The organism is Streptomyces sp. AA4 (assembly GCF_000158875.1).
Taxonomy (GTDB): Bacteria; Actinomycetota; Actinomycetes; order Mycobacteriales; family Pseudonocardiaceae; genus Amycolatopsis.
In genome coordinates this window covers 3639310-3659267 of record NZ_GG657746.1, presented here as the reverse complement: position 1 = coordinate 3659267, position 19958 = coordinate 3639310, and the positions used below count along the sequence as shown (strand labels likewise).

Genomic DNA, 19958 nt, shown 5'->3' with positions numbered 1-19958 from the left:
AGACCGGGCAGCAGGGCTATCCGCCCAGGTTCCGCAACCGCGGCAGGAGATCCTGGCGGGCCAGTTCGAGGAAGCGGGCTTGATCGTGGCCGGGCGCGTGCAGCACCAGATCGGTGAACCCCGCGTCGACGTACGGGCGGATCCGTTCGACGACCTCGTCCGGGTCCGAGGAGACGATCCACCGGGAAGCGATCTGGGACATCGGGAGTTCGTCGGCGGCGCGCTCCATGGCGAGGGGATCGGACACGCCGTGCTTCTGATCGGCGGTCAGGGACAGCGGCGCCCAGAACCTGGTGTTCTCGGCGGCGGCCTCGGCGTCGGTGTCGTAGGAGAGCTTGATCTCGATCGTGCGCGCGACGTCCGCGGGCTCGCGGCCTGCCTGCTCGGCTCCCGCGTCGACCGCCGGCTGCAGCTTCTCCGTGTACAGCTCCATGCCCTTGCCGCTGGTGCAGATGAAGCCGTCCGCGATCCGGCCGGCGTATTTCGCCACTACCGGACCGCCTGCCGCGACGTAGACGGGCACCGGCCGCGACGGACGGTCGTAGACGGTCGCGTTCTCCGTCCGGTAGTACTCGCCGTCGAAGCTCACCCGCTCCTCTGTCCACAAGCGACGGATGAGGTCGATGGCTTCCCGCAGCCGCGCGAAGCGTTCCTCGAACCCCGGCCATTCCATGCGGGCGACCGCGACCTCGTTGAGCGCTTCGCCGGTGCCGAGGCCGAGCATGACGCGTCCGGGACAGAGCGCGCCGAGGGTGCCGAACGCCTGCGCCACCACGGCCGGGTGGTAGCGGAAGGTCGCGGTCAGCACGCTGGTGCCGAGCCGGACCCGTTCGGTCCGCTCCCCCGCCGCCGCGAGCCAGGCCATCGAGAACGGCGCGTGGCCGTTCCGGTGCCGCCAGGGCTGGTAGTGGTCGCTCACCAGCACCGAATCGAAGCCCCGCCGTTCGGCGAGGACGGCCAGCTCTACCAGGTGGCGCGGTCCGAACTGTTCGGCCGATGCCTTGTAGCCGATGGTGATTCCCGAGGTGCGTGTGTCCATTCCGGACACTCAACCGGACTGCCGGCGCGGGGTCATCGTGCACGGCGGCCGAACGGCGGGCCGCGCTCTTGTGCGCGCGGTCAGCCCGGTTCGTCCCAGTCGATGCCCGCCGCGCGCGTGGCCAGATGCACCGCCAGCCGGTCGTCCGGATCGCCGAGATCGGCCGGCAGCAGCTCGGCGATCCGCTCCATCCGCTGCATCACCGTGTTCCGGTGCACCCCGAGCGCCGCCCCGGCGGCCTTGGCCGAAGACTGGAAATCCAGGTAGCACCGCAAGGTCCGGACCAGGCCGCCGGACGGATCCGCCTCCTCCAGCGGGGCGAGCAAGTCGGCTGCCGCGCCGCGCAAGGGGGCCGAGCCGTACCAGCCCGCGATCAGTTTCCGGGCGCTCCCGGCGTCGATGTGCTCGACGACCGCCCGGCGGTGCGAGGTGCGGGCCAGCAAGGCCGCGCGGCGGGCCTGTTCGGCGGAGCGGCCGATGCCTGCCGCGCCGGGGTGCGCGCGGCCCACTCCGGCGCACAGCCGCAATCCCGGATGGTCCGCTTCGACGGCGGCGAGCGTCCTGGCGAGCCGGTCGAGCAACGGGCCGGGGTCCTCGGCTCGCGCGTCGGAAGTCAGCCAGAACAACCATCCGTCGGCGCGTTCGACCAGACTCGCGCCGACGCCGTGTGCGGCCAGCCGCGTCTCCAATTCCGCGCCCAGCGCGGACATCCGGAGCGCGGGCGGGACAACCGGGGCCTGCACCTGGACCGCGGTGTGCTGCCCGGCGAGCCGCCAGCCGAGCGCGGTGGCCCGTTCGACGGTGTGGCGGCCCGGTTCGCCGGGCTGTTCGAGGATCTCGCTGAGCAGGAGCGAACGGCGCCGGTGTTCGCGTTCGTCGCGGACGGCCTCCCCCGCCACGTGCACCGCGAACGACAGCGCCGCGATCGCGATCGCCCGCCGCACCGGCTCGAGCAGCACTCCGGACGCGAACCGGGGGCGCCGCACCGCGATCCAGCAGACCGCGGGCCCGGTCGCGACGACCTGGACCGGGTGCAGCATCAGCTCGCCGTCCGTCCCGACGGTCAGGGCGACCGGCCGCGGATCGGCCAGCAGCGCCGGATCGGCACACCTGCCGAGCAGCTCGTGCACGGCCGGATCACCGGCCACGAAACGGGCTTCCGCGTCGACGAGCGCCACCGGCTCGCCGAGCGTCGCGGTGAGCTGGGCGGCGAGCGCGTTCGCGTCGGCGGGCGGGCGCTGGAAGCGGCGCGAGGCGTCGCCGAGCACGCGCAGGCCGGCGATCTCGGGGGCGCTGACGTAAGGCTCGAACGCGGTGAGCACGCCGGTCGGGGTGACGTCCTCGACCCCGACGAGCGGCAGCGCCAGCCGGTCGGCGAGCCTGCGGGTGGCGAACGGCACCGGCCGGTGCGGGCGGGCCGCGACGATCCCGGACAGGCCCGCGCTGCCCGCCAGCCGGATCGCGAGATCCGCCGCGAGGTCGTCGAGAACGAGCTGGTCCCGGCCGAACACCACGACACTGCGCGGGGCGAGCTCGGAAATCTCGTGCACCGCGGACCCCGCGACGACCGCCCCGACGGGCCGCTTCAGCCCGGACTCGCCCGCGAGCACCTCGTAGTGCTCGAGGAGGTTCAGGTCCAGCAGCTGCGCCAGAGTGACCGTCACAGCGGCGCCGGTTCCAGGATCGGGCCGACCGCGGTCGCCTGCAGCCGCGCGGCCGGGACCGGAACGTAGGTCATCAGCGCCTCCTTCACCGGGGTTTCCCGCAGGGTGCGGGGATCGGCGCCGGCGCGAATCGCGGCGTCCCGGGCCAGTTGCCGGGCGCGGACCGCCGAGTCTTCGCGTCCGCCGCTGCCCTGCCAGAAGATCCGGTCGACCGAGCCCGCCGCTTCCGCGCCGGCCGCCCCGGCCGCGGCGGCGAGATCGCCGTCCGGCAGCCGGATCGCGTCGGGCAGGGACCGGTCTCCGACGAGCACGACGGGAAGGCCGTCGTATCCGTACCGCGCGCGGGCGACCGCTTCGGCGAGGGACATCGAGCGGTCCACCGCGGTCAGCCGCGGGAGACGCGAGCCGATCCGGACGCCGCCGAATTCGCGGCGGGCGCCCGATTCGGGCAGCAATCCGCCGCGGGTCGTCCCGACGACAGTCCGGCGGCCGGTCGCTTCCGCCACCACCGCCGCGGGCACTCCGGCCAGCCGGGCGGCGCCGTGCAGCGACGCCGCGCGAGCCGCGCCCAGGCAAGCCGTCGCGTGGCGCTGCGCGGCCGGTTCGGGCAGCACCGTTCCGTCGCCGCGGACCAGGTACAGCTCCGCCGCGGGGTTGTGCTTCCGGACCGCGGCGCCCAACGCGTCGATCCGGATGCGGGCGAATTCGGCCAGGGCCGCGTCGAGTACGGCGGTGTTCTCGCGTTCCAGGAGCCCGATCGCCTCGGTCTCGCTGCCCTTCCGCACCGGGACGTCCGGGCCGAGCACGTCGGCGAGGACGGCCGCGGCCCGCTGTTCGTGGTCGGGATTCTCCAGTCCGTGGACTCCGGCGACCGCGACCGCGCGGACGGTTCCGGCGCACCGGCGGGCGAATTCGGCCACCGCGGCGAGGTCCAGCGGCTCCGCCGCCGTGCCGTCGTATTCGTGCCCGCCCCGCACCGTCGCGACCGGTCCCGCGAGCGCCCCGGCCGTCTCGGCCGGCCAGCCCGCGAGGGGCGGAAGCGCGGTCGCGCCGCCGATGCGCAGGACCCCGACGGGAGACCCCGCGTCGGCGGGCACGGGCTCCGGCAGGATCGCCACGACCCGGTCGACCGCTTCGGCGCCGACCTCCGCCATGAGCGCGTCGAGCAACCGCGACGGCGAGCCGGTTCCGGGGACTCCCCGGTGGAAGGCCACGATCCGGCTCGCCTCGTCCACAACCACGGCTCGGGCGGCGACCGCGTCGAGGCCCACTCGCAACCGGCTCATCGGACACCGGCCAGCGCCGCCGAACCGTCGAATCGCACCGGGTCGACGGCGTACCCGAAAGCCCGCGGCCCGGCCGCCGCGTGCCCTTCGGGCGTGTGCCAGCGTTCGTCGACCGGGCCGGCGATCACGTGCACTTCCTGGCCGACGGCGAGGTCGACGGTCTGCGTCAGCGCGCCCGTGTCCGTGTCCGCGACGCCGATCAGGTCCGGAACCGTGGCCAGCACGGCGCCTTCCCGGCTGACGATCAGGTTCTCGTTCTGGAAGTCGATCCGCACGAAACCCTCTGGCGTGTCGAGGGAAACCACGCCGCGCGGCCAGCCGTCCGAGGAATGCTGGAGGACTTCGGCGACGGTTCCGGTGCACACCAGACGGCCGCCGCAGGCGCGCAGATACGGCTCGTGTCCGTCCTCGGCGAGCGCCGCTCCGATCCTGGCGCATTCGCTGATCGACCCGACGGCGCCGAGCCGCGCGCAGTCGCCCGCCGTCACCCGGTACGCGCTGATCAGCGCGACGAGACCCAACGGCGGCAGCACGGCCCGCACCAGCTCGCCGAGCACGGCGTCGGTGCCTTGGCTGAACTCGGCGACGATCCCGGAGCCTCCCACGACGGTGATCGGCGAGACGGAAAACCCGGCCAGCCGCAGCAGCGTCAGGTCGATCGAGGGCAGGGTGCGGCGCATCAGGTCGAGGTCGAGACACGGCAGCCCGAGTTCGGCCGCGACGGCCAGCGGGACAGCCACGTTCACGCTGCCCAGCTGGATCGGCAGGATCGCCGCGCACTCGCGCCCGGCTCGGGCTTCCACTGCCTTCCGGAGAGTCTCCGCCTCGACGACGTTGTGCGCCTTCTCGACGAGCGTGTGCGGGGTTCCGCCGGACACCACGGGGAGCACGAGGGCTTCCGGAGCCAGTTCGTCCGCCGTGACGAGCGGAATCGGCCCGTGCCGCCGGACGGCCGCGAGCAGGAGCTGCTGCGCCAAGTACGGGTCTCCGCCGCCTCCGCTCCCGAAGTGCCCGGCACCGCGCACCACGTCGTCGATCGCGGACTCGGCGACGTGCTCCATGCGCAAACCTTAACCGGCGTCGTGGCTGCTCAGGCGGTGGCGACACCCCGGAAACCGGCATACAGCCGGGCGAACGCGCGGGCCGCGGCGGTCAGCTCGGCAACCGGCACGTACTCGTCGGCGGTGTGCGCGACCGTCATCGACCCAGGCCCGTACACGACCGTCGGGATGCCGAGCTGATTGCGCAGGAACCGCGCGTCCGTGCCGAGTTTCAGCCCCCTGACCGGCGCGTCGCCCGCCGCCTTGCGCACTTCGGTGACGAACGGGTGCTCCGGGTCCAGTTCGGAGCCCTCGGCGAAGGCGAGGACGTCCGCGTCGTAGTCGAACTCGCCCGCCGCGTCGATCAGTCCGGTCACGGTGGCCAGAGCCTCGTCGCGAGTCTGGCCGGGCAGCACGCGCCGGTCGATCCGCAGGCGGCATTCGGCCGCCACGATGTTGACCGCGGCGCCGCCCGCGATGGTTCCCGCGTTGGCGGTGGGGATGCCCAGGAGCGGATGCTCTTTGTCGCCGAAATCGGCGAGGTGGAGCGCCGAGACGATCCGCGCGGCGTCGGCGACGGCGGAGTGCCCGGCCGCCGGGTCGCTGCCGTGCCCCGCCCGGCCGCGCACGACGATCTCGACCATCAGCGAGCCTCGCTCGGCCACCCCGACGCACAGCTCGCTCGGTTCGGGCACGACGGCCGCGTCGGCGTGCACCAGGCCGGCGGCGACCAGCGCCTCGGTCCCGGCCCGGCCGCCGGTCTCCTCGTCGGCCACTAGATGGAACACGACGTTCGCCGGCGGCACGATCCCGGCGTCACGGCAGGCGCGCATCCCTTCGAGCGCCGCGGCGATCCCGCCCTTCATGTCGCAGGCGCCGCGGCCGTAGAGCAGCCCGTCCCGGACCACTCCGCCGAAGGGCGGCACCGACCAGTCCTCCTCGGACACCGGAACGACGTCCACGTGCCCGTTGACCAGCAGGGTGGGGCCGTCGCCGGAGCCGATCCGGCCCAGGATCGACGGACGCCCCGGTTCAGGTTCGAAGACCTCGACCTCGGCGCCCAGTCCGGCCAAGGCCGTGCACAGCGGTTCGGCCGCCGGACGCTCGCCGCCGGGCGGATTTCGCGTGTCGCACCGGATCAGGTCCGCGGCGAGTTCGGTCACCCTCGCGGGCTGGACAGCGGCTGCGGCGTTCATGCCGGCTCCTCGAGGTGTGCGGTCATCGCGGCGAGGGCTTCGGCGTCGAGAAAACCCAGCGGCGCAAGCCCTTTCGCGAACCCCAGCAAGGCGGGCCGGAACGCCGCCACCTCCGCGAAAAGCTCGGCGGCTTCCCGATGCCGTCCGGAACGGGCGAACAGGACCGCGCGCCAGAAGTCGGCCTCGCGGTTGTCCGGCCCGATGACCTCCGCCGCCGACTTCAGCGCGCTCAGCCGTTCGTCCGCCTCGTCCGGAGTGACTCCCTCGAACGGCCCGAGCGTCAGGCCGCGCGCGAACATCACCCCGCCGACCGCGCCGAACGCCCGGGAGCGCGGAAGAAGCCGAGACAGTTCGCCGAGCGGATCCGGGTGGTCGTCGACGCGCAGATCGACGACCACCTCGTTCCACGGCTCCGGACCACGACGACCGGACACGACCAGCAGGGCCGCCGACTGCGCGCCCCGCACGTCTCCCCCGGTGCCGTCCGCGGCGCGAAGCCCCGCGAGGATGCGGTCGGCGAGGTCCCCGCCCGCGGTCTCGAAGGCGTTGAGCGCCGCCTGGCACACGCCCGGCGCGGCCAGCATGTTCCCTTGCACCGTCACCTGATGGCCGCGCGCGGAACCGGCATGCGGCGCGCACGACTCTCCCGTGTACGCGCCCACTGAGCCTCGTGCGTCGACGATGCCCAGCTGGCGGTACGCGGAATCCGAATCCTCCGCGATCAGTAAGTCCACAGTGGACGGTGCGGGGACCCCCGCCCGCAGCAACTCCAGGCCGCGAGGGCCGTAGCCGACGTTGACGAACGCCTGGGTGGCCACCGCGCCGACGCCCGCCTCGGCCCACGGCAGCAACGTGCCGACGCCGAAGAAGTGGGTCTGGGCGCCGACGCCGAGCCAGCCGGTGACCGGATCGCGCGCGACGATCGAGTACGTCACGGCCTTCCTTCCTCCGCCCTCGCGAGGTGGTCCCGGAGCAGGTCCGCCACCTGGCCGGGCTCCTCCAGCATCGGCAGGTGGCCCGTTCCGTCCAGCTCCTTCGCGGCGCCGCCGGTGGCTTCGGCGAGTTCGCGCGACATCGCGGGCGGGCAGGTCGGGTCCTCCGTGCCCGCCACTGCCAGCACCGGAATCCCCGCCGGGGCGACCTTTCCGGCGAGGTGCCGGATGTCCGCGCCGAACGCTCCGTAGAGGATCTCCGCGACGACTGCCGTCGGCCGGGCGCCGACCGCTTCCGCCATCACCTCCCGGACCCGAGCGGAGTCCCGGTGTTGTCGGCCCACGATCTCGGGCACCTGGCCGGCGAAGTATCCGGCGGTCCCGCTGGCCTCGAGGTCGCGCGCCATCGCGGCGATCGCCTCGGCCGGAACGCCGGTGCCCAGCGTCGAACCGAACGCGGCGACACTGCGCACGCGGCGGGGATGCAGCGCGGCCAGCGCGACGCTGATCGTGCCGCCGAGCGACCCTCCGGCCAGATGCACCGCGCCCAGTCCGAGCGCGTCGAGGACCGCCAGGACGTCCGGGACATAGCCTTCCTCGACGGTGAACGGCCCCGTCTGCCCGGAGTTTCCGTGCCCGCGAAGGTCCGGCGCCACGATCGGCCGGTCGAGCCGTGCGGCGACGTCCTCCCAGACCACCGCCGCGGAGTTGATCGGATGAAGGAGCACGAGCGGGGCGCCCGGCCGGTCGTCCGCGGTGCGCAGCACCGACAGCTTTCCGGCCGGTCCCTCGACGCTGACGCGGTCCAAGACCGTCCTCATTCCGTTCCGTGCTTGGGCATCTGCGGGTCCTGGACGCTGACGTGCATGTGCCAGATCCGCCAGTCCGCGCCGCCCTTGCCGTCGTCGCGGCGGAAGAACTCGGTGGTGCGGAACGGAGTCGGGACCGCGTCCTGCCGGCCCGGGGCCACCACCTCCGCGGTTCCTTCGGCGGTGAGCAGCGCGACGTCCCCGAAAACCTGGACGTCCGGGCCGGCGGTGTCCTTGATCGCGGTGATGCTGAGCCCGATTTTCGCGGCGTTGACCCACAGCCGGTGCTTGTCCAGCACGCCGCGGTAGGTGTGGCCGTTGAGGTTGAACTGGTGGTAGCCGTCGCCCTCCGGGAAGTACCGCAGCATCCGGTCGGCGACGAGGCCGACGTTCGCCTCGTACCAGCCTTGGTGCACTTGGAGGATCCGCTCGAGGTCAGTGTTCACGATCGTGCCCTTTCAGTGGGTGAATTCGCCGGTCAGTTCGCCGACCGCGGCGAGGGTTTCTTCCGCGCCGTCCGCCACGACGGTCGCGATGGCGACGTTGTCCGCGCCGGCGTCGAGGTATTCCTTGAGGCGGGCCCGCGCGGTGTCCTGGCCGCCCACGACGCCGAACACGTCGAGCCAGTCGTCCGGCATCTCCGCGGCGACGACCTCGGGTCCGCCGCGCGAGAGCAGGTCCGCGAGCCGCTCGTTGGCCCCGACCGCGCCGAACAGCGGCCCCGGGCCCGTCGCGGCGAGATAGAAAGCCAGAACCGCCTTGAGCGCTTCCCGCGTCGCGGCCACCTGCCCGGGATCCCGCGTGACGTTGGCCGCGACGAGGACCGTGATCGTGACGCGCTCGTCGCGTCCGGCCGCGCGCGCTGCCTCGTCCAGCTTGCGCCGCGCGTCCCGCACGTATTCGACCGGGGCGAGCGCGCTGACCAGCAGGCCGTCAGCCAGCTGTCCGGTCAGGCCGAGCCCCTTGTCCCCGAGCACCCCGGTGAACAGCGGCACCGGCTCGGGAACCGGATGGGCGACGGCGACGTCGTGGAACGCGGCGAACTTGCCCTCGGCGGTGATCGTCTCGCCGCGCAGCAGCCCGCGCACGGCGGCGAGGGTTTCGCGCAGGGCGCTCATCGGCGACCGCTGGGTCAGGCCCATCTGGGCGGTCCAAGCGGGAACGCCGTGCCCGATCCCGGGCATCAGCCTGCCCGGATAGGCACGGGCGAGCGTGCTGATCTCCATGGCCAGCAGCGCCGGATGCCGCACGACCGACGACACGACCCCGATGCCGACCGGGACCCGCGACGTCGCCCCGAGCGCGAGCGCGGCACCGGCGATGCCGCCGAGGAAGAAGTAGTCCTCCGGCAGCCACAACTCCCCGAAACCGGCGGCCTCCGCGGCGGCCGCCTGCGCTCCGATCTGTTCGGGCGGAGTGGTGCTGCCGAGCAGCACTCCCAGCCTGCTGCGGAAAGGATGGGTCATCGGCGGGCTCCTGTCGTGCGGACCGGATCACAACGTCGGGGTCGACGGTAGGAACCGCACCGGGCGGAGCGCTTCGGGCACGGCGACGAAACGGGGGCAGCGCGACAGTGCACGGTGCACGATCGGCGGGTTTGCCGGGATGAACTCGCGACCGATCACCTGGCGCGGGGAAGTGCGACAGCGCGGTGGCAGCGAGGCCGCGAAAACGCCGCCGCCCGCGGAGATTTCGCGTCGCACCCGTCCTGAGCGCCGCGTTGCCGGCTTACCGTTGCGCCGCCGCGTTGCGGATCCAGCTGCGGAACTCGATCGCCAGATGTTCGCAGTGGCCTTCGATCATCGAATCCGGTGCTGCGGCGGGATAAACGACGCGCACGACGACGTCCGCGCCGGTGTCGGTGTCGCGAGCCTGGTGCAGGCAGTACGCGAACGGCGTGCCGTCGTCGAGGGTGAGTTCCGCGTTCATCAGCGACACCGGGTATGGCGCGTCGAGGTAGGCCGCGACCGCGGCGGGCAACTCCCTCGCCACCGCGACGCGGAAGCGCGTGAGGTGACCGCCGATCGTCTCCACCATTCCGCCCGGATACTGCGGCGGTTCGACGTAGTGCTCGGGGTGCGCGTTCAGCAGCAAAGCCTTGTCCTGGAACCGGCCCGTGGCGGCTTGGCCCTGGAACCATTCCGCCAGTTCCGTGCCGCTGAGACCGCGCACGGCGAACTCGGTGCGCGATTCGCGGTAGCCGCCGTCCGACGCCGTGACGAGGTCCCGGTGATATCGGTCACCGTCCTCGATCTGCGCGGCCAGCAGATCCATCATGACCTGCCCGCCCGCGACCTCTTTGAGGTTACGCAAAGCGCGGCGCGCTGCCTTCAGTTCCCATTGGTCCACAACGGATTCGTCGACAGTGCGGCCCATCGTCCGCACCTCGACTGTCACTGCGGTCATCGCAGTTCTCCTCCCTGAAGCGAGGCCAGCACTCACCGGCCTGACTCCACTATAAGATGCATCAGTGCATCTTAGGGAGAACGTGAGCCACCCCTCACCGGCGGGAACCCGCGGCTATCGAGCCCGGGCACCCGGGCGTTTCCGGGCGATCAGCGGCAGGAAAATCGTGTCCACCACTTCCCGGATCGCCTCCGGCGACATCGGCTCCAGATTCAGCAAGGTTTCGTTGCGCAGCAGGTCATAGGGCAACCGCGCGATCCGCGGCGTGAGTTTCGCTTCGTCGATTTCCCGCCGCTCGACGGCCCGGCGCGTCACCGCGTCGATCACCGCCCATCGCTCGTCGATCAGCGACCCGCGCAGTTCGGCGACCGTGGTGCCGGTTTCTTCGAAGTACGCGGCCAGCTGGGCGGTCATCGCCGCGGCGAACATCGCGAACGCGCCGTTGAGCTGTTCGAGCAGCGCGACGGTGTCCTCGCGCAGCGACCCGGTGTCCGGATCGGCGAGCGGGAACCGGGCGCTGGCGCGGACGAGCGCATCTCGGACGAGTTCCGCCTTCGTCGCCCAGTGGCGGTTGACGACCGGACGGCTGGTGCCCGCGCGATCCGCGACCCCGGCGAACGTCAGCGCGGCGTACCCGCCCTCCATCAGCTCGGCCCACGCGGCGTCGAGGAGCGCGGCTTCCAGTTCCGCGCCCCGTCGGCGCCGGCGGGGACCAGACTCCTCCGCAAGATGCATGGCCGCACCCTACCTGCCGTCTTGAGTCACCCGGCGAGCAAAGCGGGAACGAGGCTTTCCAGTTCGTCGAGCGCGGCGGCGATCGCGGGAGCGGTGCGGCCGCCGGGCCGGGTGACGGTGAGGATTTTCCGCCGCGGCTCGCCGGCGCAGGGCAGCCGGACCACGGCGGCGTTCGCGGGCGCCTGCGCCGTCCGGGGCACGAGCGCCACGCCCAGCCCGTGGGCGACGAGCGCGAAGGTGGCGTTCCAGTTCAGCGAGTCGTGGGCGACCTCGGGGGTGAATCCGGCCGCGCCGCAGGCGGACAGGACGTGCGTGCGGCACGTGCACGTCGCGCTGGGCACGATCCACGGCTCCTCGGCGGCCTCGGCGAGGTCCACCTCGTCGCGCTCGGCCAGCCGATGTCCCGCGGCGACCACCAGGTCGAACGGATCGTCCAGCAGCGGACGCTGGTCGAACCGGGCCCGGTCGCGCGGCGGTTCGTCCGGGGCGGCCTCCACGACGGCCAGGTCGGCGTCGCCGTCGAAGAGCCGGTCGAAGCAGGCGGCGGCCTCGGCCTCGCTGATCTTCGGGACCAGCCGGGGATGGCGCGTGCCGAGCGCGGCGGCGGCCGGGGCGAGCAGCGCGGTCACCGCGACCGGAAACCCGGCCAGGCGCAGCAGCCCGGCCGGTTCGTCGCGGTCGGCGCGCAGGTCCCGTTCGGCCAGCTCCCAGCGCGCTTGGATGTCGTCCGCGTGCGTCAGAAGCCGTTGCGCCGCAGGGGTGAGTCGCACCCGGCGACCCTGCGGTTCGAGCAGGGCCACCCCGAGTTCCCGGCCCAGCTGACGGATCTGCTGGGACGCCGCGGACGGCGTGAAGTGCAGTGCCCGAGCCGCGGCGGTCACGGTGCCGTAGTGGTCCACCGCGCGCAGCACGTGGAGGCGGCGCAGATCGATCATGTAGCCAATTCTTCACAGTTTGGTCCGAAAAGACAACCTGGACCTGTCCGTTTCGGCGCACCACCCTGGAGGTCGAACTGCGAAGGGAGTCCTCGATGGGCACGGTCTGGCTGTCCTTGTTCGCGGAAGCCGTTGTCGTGACTGGCATCGCGGCCGGATTGGCCCGCTGGGCCGCACGCTGGCCCGGCCCGGGAGCGAGGCCGCGCCGGAGCACCACGGTCTGGGTCCTGGTCGGCTTGGTGCTGCTGGCGCTCAACCTGCGGGCCGCCATCACAGGCGTTCCCCCGGTCCTGGGCGGACTCCAGCGCCAGTTCGGGCTGTCCGGGCTCGGGGTCAGCGTGCTCACCGCGTTGCCGGAACTCTGCGTGGGCATCTTTTCCGCACTCGCGCCTCTGCTCGCGCGCCGGATCGGCACCGAGGCGGCGATCACCGCGGCGCTTCTCGCGATCACGACCGGACTGCTGCTGCGGGTCCTTTCCGTTCCGGCGGCGCTGTTCGCGGGCACCGTGCTCGCCGGAGCCGGGATCGCGGTCGGCAACGTGCTGCTCCCGGCCGTCATCAAGCGTTTCTTCCCGGACCGCGTTGGCCCGCTGACCGGCCTGTCGATGATGCTGCTGTCCGTCGGCGGCGCGGCCGGAGCGGGCCTGGCCGTCCCGCTGGAGCACCTGGGCAGCTGGCGATTGACACTGGCCGCGTGGGCCATCCCCGCCGTGCTCTCTCTCCTCGTGTGGGGCCCGCTCGGGCTCCGCGCCCGACGGCGAGAGAGCCCGATCCCTCCCCGGGGCTCGCTGCTGCGCTCGCCGCTGGCCTGGTGCGTGATGGTCTTCATGGGCCTGGCGTCGCTGATGTTCTACACGCTGACGTCGTGGCTCCCGGAAATCATGCAGGGCCAAGGATTCTCCCCCGCCGTCGCCGGGACGATGAACTCGGTCGTGATCGTCATCGGCATCCCGCTCGGCTTCGTCGTGCCGGTGGTCGCCGCCCGACTGCGCGACCAGCGGCCGCTCGTCCTCGGAGTCGTCGCCCTGATGGCGATCGGGCTCACCGGTCTGCTGCTGGTTCCGCAGGCGGGATGGGTCTGGATCGCGGTCTTCGGAATCGCCACCGGCGCCGCGTTCCCGATCGCGTTGACGCTCCTCAACCTGCGCTCCGCCACCCACACCGTCACGGCGCGACTCTCCGGCATGGCCCAGTCCGGCGGATACCTCCTCGCCGCGTGCGGCCCGCTGGCCTTCGGACTGCTGCACACCCTCACCGACGGCTGGCACGCGCCGATCTGGCTGCTGATTGTCTTGCTGGTGCCCGAACTCGCGTGCGGTTCGCTGGCCGCGCGGCCCGGTTTCGTCCGACTGCACGCCACTCGGCCGGAGTACCCCGAGTTCGCCCGCTCCTCCGAGTCAGTTTGAGCGACTGTCCACTTCGGACCCCAGCGAGTCGGCTTTCGAAGAACGGCACGAACGAACGGCGTCGCCTCGTTGCTGCGCCCGCAGGCGCGTCGTCCTCCCCGCCGATTTTGCCGGGCGGCCAGAACTGGCGTCGCGGGAAAGCTCGGCAGCGACCGATCCTCTGCGGACTCGACCGCAATTATTGACTCGCACACCGCAATCTCGAACATTGAGGCGCCACCCGCCCGGCCCTAGCGTTCCTTGCGTGGCTGACATTTCCGCGGGCGAGTCGCCCGAACCTTTCGCCATTCACGTCGACGACGCGGACCTCGCCGAATTGCGAACCAGGCTGGACCGCGTCCGGCTTCCCGAACACGAGACCGTGCCGGACGCGTCCCAGGGGCTCCAGCTGGCACAGCTGTCGACCCTGCTGACGGCTTGGCGCGAACACGATTGGCACGCCCGGCAAAAGCAGTGGAACGCCATCCCGCACTACCGGATGGCCGTCGACGGTTTGGGGATCGCGTTCTGGCACGTGCGCTCGCCCGAGGCCAACGCGCTTCCGCTGGTGCTGACCCACGGCTGGCCGGGTTCGATCCTCGAGTTCGAGGACGTCATCGGCCCGCTCAGCGACCCGGTCGCGCACGGCGGTTCCGCGCGCGACGCCTTCCACCTGGTGGTCCCCGCGCTGCCGGGGTTCGGGTTCAGCGACCGGCCTCGGGAACAGGGCTGGAATCCCGCACGCACCGCCCGGGCTTGGGCGCAGCTGATGACCGCGCTCGGCTATCCGCGGTTCGGCGCGCACGGCGGGGACTGGGGCGCGTTCGTGAGCACCGAACTCGCGCGCCTCGTTCCCGAGCGCGTCGCGGGCCTGCACCTGACGATGCCGATCGCCTCGCCCACGCCCGACGACCTTCTCGCGCCCGGTCCCGCCGAACAACGCATCCTCGACCGGCGCACCCGGCATCTGACCGACGGCTACGGCTTCGGGATCCAGATGAGCACCCGCCCGCAGACCCTGGGCTATTCGCTGCTGGACTCCCCCGCCGGCCTGGCCGCGTGGCTGGGCGAGAAATTCGCCGCCTACTCCGACCCCCGGCCCGAATTCGGCGGCGGCGTAAGCATTTCGCAGCAGATCGACACCATCGCGCTGTACTGGCTGACCGGCACCGGCGCGTCGTCCTCGCGGTGGTACTGGGAGGCGATGCGCTGGGTGCCGCGGGGCGCGGAAGAGGAGAACGCGCAGCCGGTGACCGTGCCGACCGCCTGCTCGATCTTCCCGGCCGACCCCTGGCCGGTCGCCCGGCACTGGGCCGAACGCCGCTACCTCGACCTGCGCTCCTGGCACGAGCTCGACCGCGGCGGCCACTTCCCCGGGTTGGAGCAGCCGGAGCTGCTGGTGTCCGAGATCCGGGAAGCCTTCCGGCACTCGCGCAAGCCCTGAGGTCAAGAACCGCGGTACGCCGACGGCCGCGTCCCCGTGTGCCGCAGGAAGGCCGTCGACAGGGCGGCCGGGCTGGCGAATCCGCAGCGCCCCGCGATCTGGGAGACCGTCAGGTCGGTGTCGCGCAACAGCCGTTTCGCCTCGTCGATCCGCAATCCGGTCAGATACCGGTACGGCGTCTCCCCAGTCGCTTCCTTGAAGACCCGGACCAGGTGGTAGACGCTCAAGTGGACCGCACCGGCGAGATCGGCCAAGGTGATCGGCTCGGCGAGCCGCTCGCGCATCGCCGCGACGACCGCCCGAACTCTCGCGTTCTCGGGTGTTGGCACCGCTTCCGGTGACCGCCGAGTGTGCCGGGTGAGCAGTTGCATCGTCAGGAACGCCGCGGCGGACTCGGCATAGAGATCGTCGGCGGCCCCCGCCCCGCCGACGGCCCGGATGATCTCCTCGACCAGCGGATCCCCGGCCGTCAACGACGCGGCCAGTGCGTCGAAATCCACCGCGGCACCGCCGAGCTGCGCCGCGGTGGAATCGACTGTGGCGCGCGGAATGTGGACCTGCACGCTGGCCAACGCGCCCATTGCCCGGTAACGCCGCACCGCGGGCTGATCCGGCGGCAGCAGCTCGACGCGCCCCGGCGTCCACGAAGTGCGCCCCCACCGGCCGCCCCGGCACGTCTCCATCACCGCGCTTCTTCCGACCGGCAGCACGAGATGCAGATCCGCCGCAGCCGGCAGCGCCATTTCCTCGGCGACGGGCACGTGTTCGAACCGCTGCACGAGCAGGGATTCCCAGCCCGCGTCCTCCCAGCTGCAATACGTGCGCCGGACGTAACGCCCCATTTCGAACCCGGCGTACGGCTGGAGATTCAGCCGCGTGGAGTCGAACACCATGATCCCCAGGCTAGCGACGATCCGCCCCAGGAGGCCCGATGACCGCCGCACCTCATCCCGCGCGCACCGCCAGCCAGGCTCTGCACGCCGCCGTCCGGAGGAAAGACAAGGAGGCCTGGCTGGAGCTTTTCGCCGCGGACGCCGTCGTGGAGGATCCGGTCGGCCCTTCCCCTTTCGACCCGGAAGGCCGGGGACACCGGGGGCGCGACGCCATTTCGGCCTTCTGGGACCGGGCCATCGCGCCGAACGAGTCGATCGAGTTCCTCTTCGACGACTCCTTCGCCTGCGGGGACGAGGTCGCCTTCACCGGCCAGGTCCGGAGCCAGCACGACGGTCAAGTGCTCGAAGCGGAGGGGGTTTTCGTGTACCGGGTCGACAAGTCAGGGCAAATCGTCGCAGTGCGGGCCTTCTGGGAGGTCGAGCGAACCCTGCGAACCGCCCGGCCCGCCTGACAGATACACACGACGCGAGAGACGGGCCGCGGTCCTGCGCCAGGACACCCAGTCGACCGCCTACGGGATCGCGGCGAGCAAACCCAGACCCGAAGACGGCGGCTGCGCTGCCGCCGATATTGGCCCCGCTGTTCGGCGGCAGGGTGAGCTCGGCGAGCTATCCGAAGCTCTCCAGCCCGATCCCGGCGACGGTCATCCAGGTCGCGACGAGCATCGTGATCTTGACAGTGGTTATCTGGATTCCTTCTTGAATGACGTCTCTGCTCGGCGACCTCGCTGCCTGTTCGCTACGCGCGAGGCGAGTAGCGCGGAGCAGTGCTCCACCAGCGCAACGCGGGCGCGAGGCCGGTCAGCACGCCGGCCCCGGAAACGCAGAGGCCGACCACGAAGACCGGGATATCGCTGGCGAAGCCGCTGCCCGGCGGCCCGTCGAAGAAGAGGGGACCCACGCCCAGCACGAGCGCCCCGATCGCGCACAGGACCACCGCGGCCGCCGTCAACCGCTTTCGCTCGGCAGGCGGAGGCCAGTCGCTCCTCGTCGCCCGCAGCCAAGCCAGCGCTGCCGTCATGGCGACCAGCAGACCCGCCCCCGCCGCACACTGACCGAAGAAGAGCGAGCCAGCCGCACCGAAATTGAAGCCGGGCCCGGGCGGCTCGGCGATCGCCATCAAGGCTCCCGCGCTCAGCAGCAGGTCCCCCGACGACGATCAGGCCGCCCGCGGTGACGGTCAAGCGTCTGACCGTGGCTCTCGTGATATCAGCTGCGATGGTCCTGATCCCTTCCGGCCGAATGACGCCTCCGTTCGGCGCTGTGTGCCCAGAAACAACTGATTTCAGGCAAAAGCATCTTATCCGGTCACGACCAGCCAAGCGAGGTCCCGCAGAGGTGTCGCCAAACGGTGACAAAAATGCGGCACACCGCGGAGCCCGCAGTGCTGGCCTGGACCGAGAACGGGTCCAGACCAGCACTGCGCGTCGTCCCAGTGGCCGGAAAACCGCGCACCGTCAGCGCCCGGCAGCGGCCCTTCGCCTCGACCACCAGTGCCACGCGGGCGCGATCCCCGCGAGCAAACCCACGGCGACGAGGCCGAAACCGACCACGAAGATCGCATAACTGAGACTCAAGTCGGAGAGCGGGGTGATGCGGCCGAAGGTGAAGGCAGCCACGCTCTCGACCACGGCCCCGGCGGCAAGCAGAACCACCGCGGCCACGGTCAGATACCTGAGCAGTTTCTGCCGAACCGGCAATCCGGCAGCGGGGCGCGGCTCGCGCTTCCGCGCCCGGAACCAAGCCACCACGGCCGCCCCGCCGATCAGCAGGCCTCCGACGGTGATCGCCTGACCGAACAGGACGGCACCGCCGGCGCCGATGTTGGCCCCGGTGTGGGGTCGCTGGTTGACGAGCATGAGCAATCCCGCGCCCAGCAACGCGGTCCCCGCGGCGATGAAGCAGGTGGCGATGGCGGTCAAGAGCCTGACGGTGCTGTTCATAGCTGCTTTCTGCTGGCTGACGTGGGTACGTGGAGACCGGGCCGGTTAGAAGGGGATGTCGTTTTTCCCGCTCCCTTCATAATGAGACCAGCCGAGTTTGCGGACGAACCCGTAGTAGATACTGGTCACGGGACCGGCGCAGACGTAGCGGTTCGGATCCCACCAGTCGTACTTGTTGGTGCAGGCGTCGCGGATGTCCGCCGCCAGCCATTCGTCGCAGATGTCCCGGTCAGTGGTGCTGCCCTTGCTGTAGCACCTGTCGTGGGCCGCGCAGGCGGGCCTGAAGTCCGCTCCGAACCACAGGTACCGGTCCGGTGCCATGGTGCAGCCGTCCGACGGCTCTTCGGCGCCGCCGCTGGCTCCACCCCCGCCGCGGTTGCCGAACGCGCCGTTCTTGTTGAGGACGTCGTTGGCAGCACCGCCGCCCAGCGTCGGCGGGTCGTAGCCGCGCCAGCCGGTGTTGTCCTGGGCGGTCCCGGGCGCCGGTTGCTGGGGCTTGCTGGCTGCCGCTCGGTAGGCGTCGGTCGCAGCCTGCGCGGCTTGGGTGGCGTCCTTTCCGGCGGCGAGGGCACTGTTGCGAGCCGCGGCCGCAGCGGCGCTGGCGCTGCTGGCCGAGGCGGAAGCCCGGGCGGCGGAAGCGTTGGCCTGTTTGGCGGATCCGGCGGCTTTGGTCGCGTCCTTGTTGGCGGACGCGGACGCGGCGCGCGCGGTCTTGGCCGATTGTGCCGCCCGGTTGGCGCATTGCTGGGCCGTGTTCGCGGACTGGTCGGCCTGGGTCGCCCATTCCTGGGCCTTGGCGGCGGACTGTCCGGCCCACGCGGCGTAGACGTCGGCGTCCTGGGCCGCACCTTGGGCGCGGGCCGCGGACTCCCCGGCCTTGGCCGCGTCGGCACGCGCCTTGGCGGCCGCTTGGTGGGCCTGTTCGAGCATGGCGTGCATGGCGTTGACGTGCGCTTCGGTGTACTGGTCGCGCTGCCGTGCCTGGTACTGGCCGACTTCCAGGAACGAGCGGGCGAGCCAGGTCGGGCCCTCCAGCGCGGTCTGGGCGGCGGCTTCCAGTTCCGCTCCGCCGGAGCCGAGCGTCTGGCCGGTCTGGAAGACGTCGTCGGAGACCGCGGCCTGGTACTGGCCGGTTTCCAGGAACGCCTGCCGGTCGGCGGGAGTGCCGTCGAGGGCCGCTTGGGCGGCGCGGTAGGTGGCGGGACGGTTCTTGTCCAGCATCTGCCCGATGCGCAGGCTGTTGTCGGCGTCGCGGCTGGAGTAGTCCTGCTCGCGCAGGAACCGTTTCACCGCTTCCCAGTCACCGGCCAGCGCGGTGTCGGCGGCCTGCTTCATCGCGGGCTTGCCGGCCGTCGCGGCCAGGTGCGCGGCGCGGGCGCGGTCGTCGGCTTCGGCCGCGGTGGCGCGGCCGGCGCGGATGTACTCGACGACGTCCGCTTCGCCGCCGGCGAGGGCGGCTGTGGCGGCGTCGCGGGTCCAGGGGCCGCCGGTGCTGATCAGCCGGACCGCGGCCTTGCGGCCCTTGGCCACGACATCGGCCTGTGGCGCCCCAGGCGCGGCCGCCTCGTCCAGCAGCTTCCGGGTCTCGGCGTCGAGCCGGTCCTGCTCGGCCGCGTTCCACGTCGCCTTGTCCTGCTGTTCCTTTTCCTTCGCGGCCATGGCCTTGGCGGCCTCGCGGTCCTGCTGGGCGCGGGCCGCCAGTGCGTCGGCCTCGGCCTTGCGCGCGGTCTCCTCCACCCGGCTGGCCTGCTCGGCCGCCGCGGTCGAACCCTTCGGCGGCCTTGATCGCGTTGTCCGCGTGCGCCCGGGCCAGCCGCGCGGCGTCGTGGGCCTGGCCGGCGCTCGCGGCGGCTTCGTCGGCCGCCAGCGCGGCGGCTTCGGCATTGGCCTTCGCCGCGTTCGCGGCCTGTCTCGCCTCGCCCGCGGCGGTCGCGGCCTGCCCGGCGAGGTTCTCCGCGCTGTCCGCGGCACGGGACGCGGTCGCGGCGGCACTGCGCGCCTGCCCCGCGGCCCGGTTGGCGACACCCGCGTCCGCACCCGCCGCAGCCGCGCTCCGACCGGCCGCCTCGGCCGCACCTGCGGCGGCGGAAGCGTTGGCACCAGCGGATTTCGTCGACTGCGCGGCGGTCTTGGCCTGACCGGACGCCTCCGCGGCGTGCCCGGCAGCTTCGCCCGCCCACTGCGCGCGCTGAGCCGCGTCCCGCGCGGTCTCCGCGGCCTTGCGGGCCGCCGCGGCGTCACCGCCGTTGCG

Annotated in this window: 19 protein-coding genes and 1 pseudogene; 3 read left to right on the top strand and 17 right to left on the bottom strand. The window is 72.2% G+C overall.

What is annotated here, in order from left to right:
• Positions 1 to 16: 16 nt before the first annotated feature.
• The 12 genes from fgd to SSMG_RS16810 all read right to left on the bottom strand — a co-directional run bounded on the left by fgd (position 17) and on the right by SSMG_RS16810 (position 12042).
• Positions 17 to 1039: a glucose-6-phosphate dehydrogenase (coenzyme-F420) gene (gene fgd / locus SSMG_RS16870; RefSeq protein WP_009077764.1), complete on the bottom strand. Its 1023-nt coding sequence runs from the start codon at positions 1037 to 1039 to the stop codon at positions 17 to 19.
• Between the two features lie 80 nt (positions 1040 to 1119).
• The gene (locus tag SSMG_RS16865; protein WP_037713949.1) at positions 1120 to 2703 is read right to left on the bottom strand and encodes a PucR family transcriptional regulator; all 1584 of its coding nucleotides are present in this window, start codon (positions 2701 to 2703) and stop codon (positions 1120 to 1122) included.
• A complete protein-coding gene (locus tag SSMG_RS16860; RefSeq protein ID WP_037713947.1) occupies positions 2700 to 3989 on the bottom strand; it encodes a hydantoinase/oxoprolinase N-terminal domain-containing protein in 1290 nt (429 codons plus the stop codon). Before SSMG_RS16860 ends, SSMG_RS16865 begins: the two co-directional genes overlap by 4 nt.
• Complete coding sequence (locus SSMG_RS16855) at positions 3986 to 5050, bottom strand: DUF917 domain-containing protein (RefSeq protein ID WP_037713944.1); 1065 nt, start codon at positions 5048 to 5050, stop codon at positions 3986 to 3988. The genes SSMG_RS16860 and SSMG_RS16855 overlap by 4 nt, the downstream gene beginning before the upstream one ends.
• Before the next feature lie 29 nt (positions 5051 to 5079).
• On the bottom strand, positions 5080 to 6225 hold the full coding sequence (locus tag SSMG_RS16850) for a M20 family metallopeptidase (protein WP_009077761.1): 1146 nt from the start codon (positions 6223 to 6225) through the stop codon (positions 5080 to 5082).
• Positions 6222 to 7160, bottom strand: coding sequence for a DUF1028 domain-containing protein (locus tag SSMG_RS16845; RefSeq protein WP_009077760.1), 939 nt, complete (start codon positions 7158 to 7160; stop codon positions 6222 to 6224). The genes SSMG_RS16850 and SSMG_RS16845 overlap by 4 nt, the downstream gene beginning before the upstream one ends.
• Entirely contained in the window at positions 7157 to 7978 is an 822-nt protein-coding gene (locus SSMG_RS16840) for an alpha/beta fold hydrolase (RefSeq protein WP_037713942.1), read from the bottom strand. Before SSMG_RS16840 ends, SSMG_RS16845 begins: the two co-directional genes overlap by 4 nt.
• Positions 7975 to 8412 carry a nuclear transport factor 2 family protein gene (locus tag SSMG_RS44795; RefSeq protein ID WP_037713939.1) on the bottom strand — a complete coding sequence of 146 codons (438 nt, stop codon included), beginning with the start codon at positions 8410 to 8412 and terminating at the stop codon, positions 7975 to 7977. The genes SSMG_RS16840 and SSMG_RS44795 overlap by 4 nt, the downstream gene beginning before the upstream one ends.
• 12 nt (positions 8413 to 8424) lie before the next feature.
• Positions 8425 to 9432: an LLM class flavin-dependent oxidoreductase gene (locus SSMG_RS16830; protein ID WP_009077758.1), complete on the bottom strand. Its 1008-nt coding sequence runs from the start codon at positions 9430 to 9432 to the stop codon at positions 8425 to 8427.
• Positions 9433 to 9694: 262 nt separating this feature from the next.
• On the bottom strand, positions 9695 to 10372 hold the full coding sequence (locus tag SSMG_RS16820; RefSeq protein ID WP_037713937.1) for a hypothetical protein: 678 nt from the start codon (positions 10370 to 10372) through the stop codon (positions 9695 to 9697).
• Between the two features lie 114 nt (positions 10373 to 10486).
• The gene (locus tag SSMG_RS16815) at positions 10487 to 11107 is read right to left on the bottom strand and encodes a TetR/AcrR family transcriptional regulator (protein WP_037713935.1); all 621 of its coding nucleotides are present in this window, start codon (positions 11105 to 11107) and stop codon (positions 10487 to 10489) included.
• A gap of 26 nt (positions 11108 to 11133) precedes the next feature.
• The gene (locus SSMG_RS16810) at positions 11134 to 12042 is read right to left on the bottom strand and encodes a LysR family transcriptional regulator (RefSeq protein WP_009077754.1); all 909 of its coding nucleotides are present in this window, start codon (positions 12040 to 12042) and stop codon (positions 11134 to 11136) included.
• Between the two features lie 95 nt (positions 12043 to 12137).
• Between SSMG_RS16810 and SSMG_RS16805 the strand changes: the two genes are divergently transcribed.
• Both SSMG_RS16805 and SSMG_RS16800 read left to right on the top strand, forming a co-directional pair.
• A complete protein-coding gene (locus tag SSMG_RS16805) occupies positions 12138 to 13448 on the top strand; it encodes an MFS transporter (protein WP_078560805.1) in 1311 nt (436 codons plus the stop codon).
• Between the two features lie 244 nt (positions 13449 to 13692).
• Positions 13693 to 14871 (top strand): epoxide hydrolase family protein, encoded by a 1179-nt coding sequence (locus tag SSMG_RS16800; RefSeq protein ID WP_100266813.1) that lies wholly within the window; start codon positions 13693 to 13695, stop codon positions 14869 to 14871.
• A gap of 2 nt (positions 14872 to 14873) precedes the next feature.
• On the opposite strand, the gene SSMG_RS16795 is transcribed toward SSMG_RS16800, so the two are convergent.
• The gene (locus tag SSMG_RS16795; protein WP_037713933.1) at positions 14874 to 15764 is read right to left on the bottom strand and encodes a helix-turn-helix domain-containing protein; all 891 of its coding nucleotides are present in this window, start codon (positions 15762 to 15764) and stop codon (positions 14874 to 14876) included.
• Positions 15765 to 15802: 38 nt separating this feature from the next.
• Here SSMG_RS16795 and SSMG_RS16790 point away from each other — a divergent pair, with 38 nt between their 5' ends.
• Entirely contained in the window at positions 15803 to 16216 is a 414-nt protein-coding gene (locus SSMG_RS16790) for a nuclear transport factor 2 family protein (RefSeq protein WP_009077751.1), read from the top strand.
• A 287-nt stretch (positions 16217 to 16503) separates the two neighbouring features.
• Here the strand turns inward: SSMG_RS16790 and SSMG_RS16785 are convergent, their stop codons facing one another.
• The 4 genes and pseudogenes from SSMG_RS16785 to SSMG_RS47670 form a co-directional block, all read right to left on the bottom strand.
• Entirely contained in the window at positions 16504 to 16884 is a 381-nt protein-coding gene (locus tag SSMG_RS16785) for a hypothetical protein (RefSeq protein WP_009077748.1), read from the bottom strand.
• A 337-nt stretch (positions 16885 to 17221) separates the two neighbouring features.
• Positions 17222 to 17707, bottom strand: a complete 486-nt coding sequence (locus SSMG_RS16780) for a hypothetical protein (RefSeq protein WP_009077746.1) — start codon at positions 17705 to 17707, stop codon at positions 17222 to 17224.
• Positions 17708 to 17752: 45 nt separating this feature from the next.
• Entirely contained in the window at positions 17753 to 19042 is a 1290-nt protein-coding gene (locus SSMG_RS42450) for a hypothetical protein (RefSeq protein ID WP_009077744.1), read from the bottom strand.
• 117 nt (positions 19043 to 19159) lie between these two features.
• Positions 19160 to 19366 (bottom strand): annotated as a pseudogene (locus tag SSMG_RS47670) (hypothetical protein); the annotation flags it as partial.
• Between the last annotated feature and the right edge of the window lie 592 nt (positions 19367 to 19958).

Excerpts from the sequence above, each read along its gene's own strand:
- fgd (WP_009077764.1), bottom strand. The coding sequence starts at position 1,039 with ATGGACACACGCACCTCGGGAATCACCATCGGCTACAAGGCATCGGCC.
- SSMG_RS16860 (WP_037713947.1), bottom strand. The coding sequence starts at position 3,989 with ATGAGCCGGTTGCGAGTGGGCCTCGACGCGGTCGCCGCCCGAGCCGTG.
- SSMG_RS16855 (WP_037713944.1), bottom strand. The coding sequence starts at position 5,050 with ATGGAGCACGTCGCCGAGTCCGCGATCGACGACGTGGTGCGCGGTGCC.
- SSMG_RS16850 (WP_009077761.1), bottom strand. The coding sequence starts at position 6,225 with ATGAACGCCGCAGCCGCTGTCCAGCCCGCGAGGGTGACCGAACTCGCC.
- SSMG_RS16840 (WP_037713942.1), bottom strand. The coding sequence starts at position 7,978 with ATGAGGACGGTCTTGGACCGCGTCAGCGTCGAGGGACCGGCCGGAAAG.
- SSMG_RS16830 (WP_009077758.1), bottom strand. The coding sequence starts at position 9,432 with ATGACCCATCCTTTCCGCAGCAGGCTGGGAGTGCTGCTCGGCAGCACC.
- SSMG_RS16820 (WP_037713937.1), bottom strand. The coding sequence starts at position 10,372 with ATGACCGCAGTGACAGTCGAGGTGCGGACGATGGGCCGCACTGTCGAC.
- SSMG_RS16815 (WP_037713935.1), bottom strand. The coding sequence starts at position 11,107 with ATGCATCTTGCGGAGGAGTCTGGTCCCCGCCGGCGCCGACGGGGCGCG.
- SSMG_RS16810 (WP_009077754.1), bottom strand. The coding sequence starts at position 12,042 with ATGATCGATCTGCGCCGCCTCCACGTGCTGCGCGCGGTGGACCACTAC.
- SSMG_RS16805 (WP_078560805.1), top strand. The coding sequence starts at position 12,138 with ATGGGCACGGTCTGGCTGTCCTTGTTCGCGGAAGCCGTTGTCGTGACT.
- SSMG_RS16795 (WP_037713933.1), bottom strand. The coding sequence starts at position 15,764 with ATGGTGTTCGACTCCACGCGGCTGAATCTCCAGCCGTACGCCGGGTTC.
- SSMG_RS16790 (WP_009077751.1), top strand. The coding sequence starts at position 15,803 with ATGACCGCCGCACCTCATCCCGCGCGCACCGCCAGCCAGGCTCTGCAC.
- SSMG_RS16785 (WP_009077748.1), bottom strand. The coding sequence starts at position 16,884 with ATGGCGATCGCCGAGCCGCCCGGGCCCGGCTTCAATTTCGGTGCGGCT.
- SSMG_RS16780 (WP_009077746.1), bottom strand. The coding sequence starts at position 17,707 with ATGAACAGCACCGTCAGGCTCTTGACCGCCATCGCCACCTGCTTCATC.
- SSMG_RS42450 (WP_009077744.1), bottom strand. The coding sequence starts at position 19,042 with ATGAAGCAGGCCGCCGACACCGCGCTGGCCGGTGACTGGGAAGCGGTG.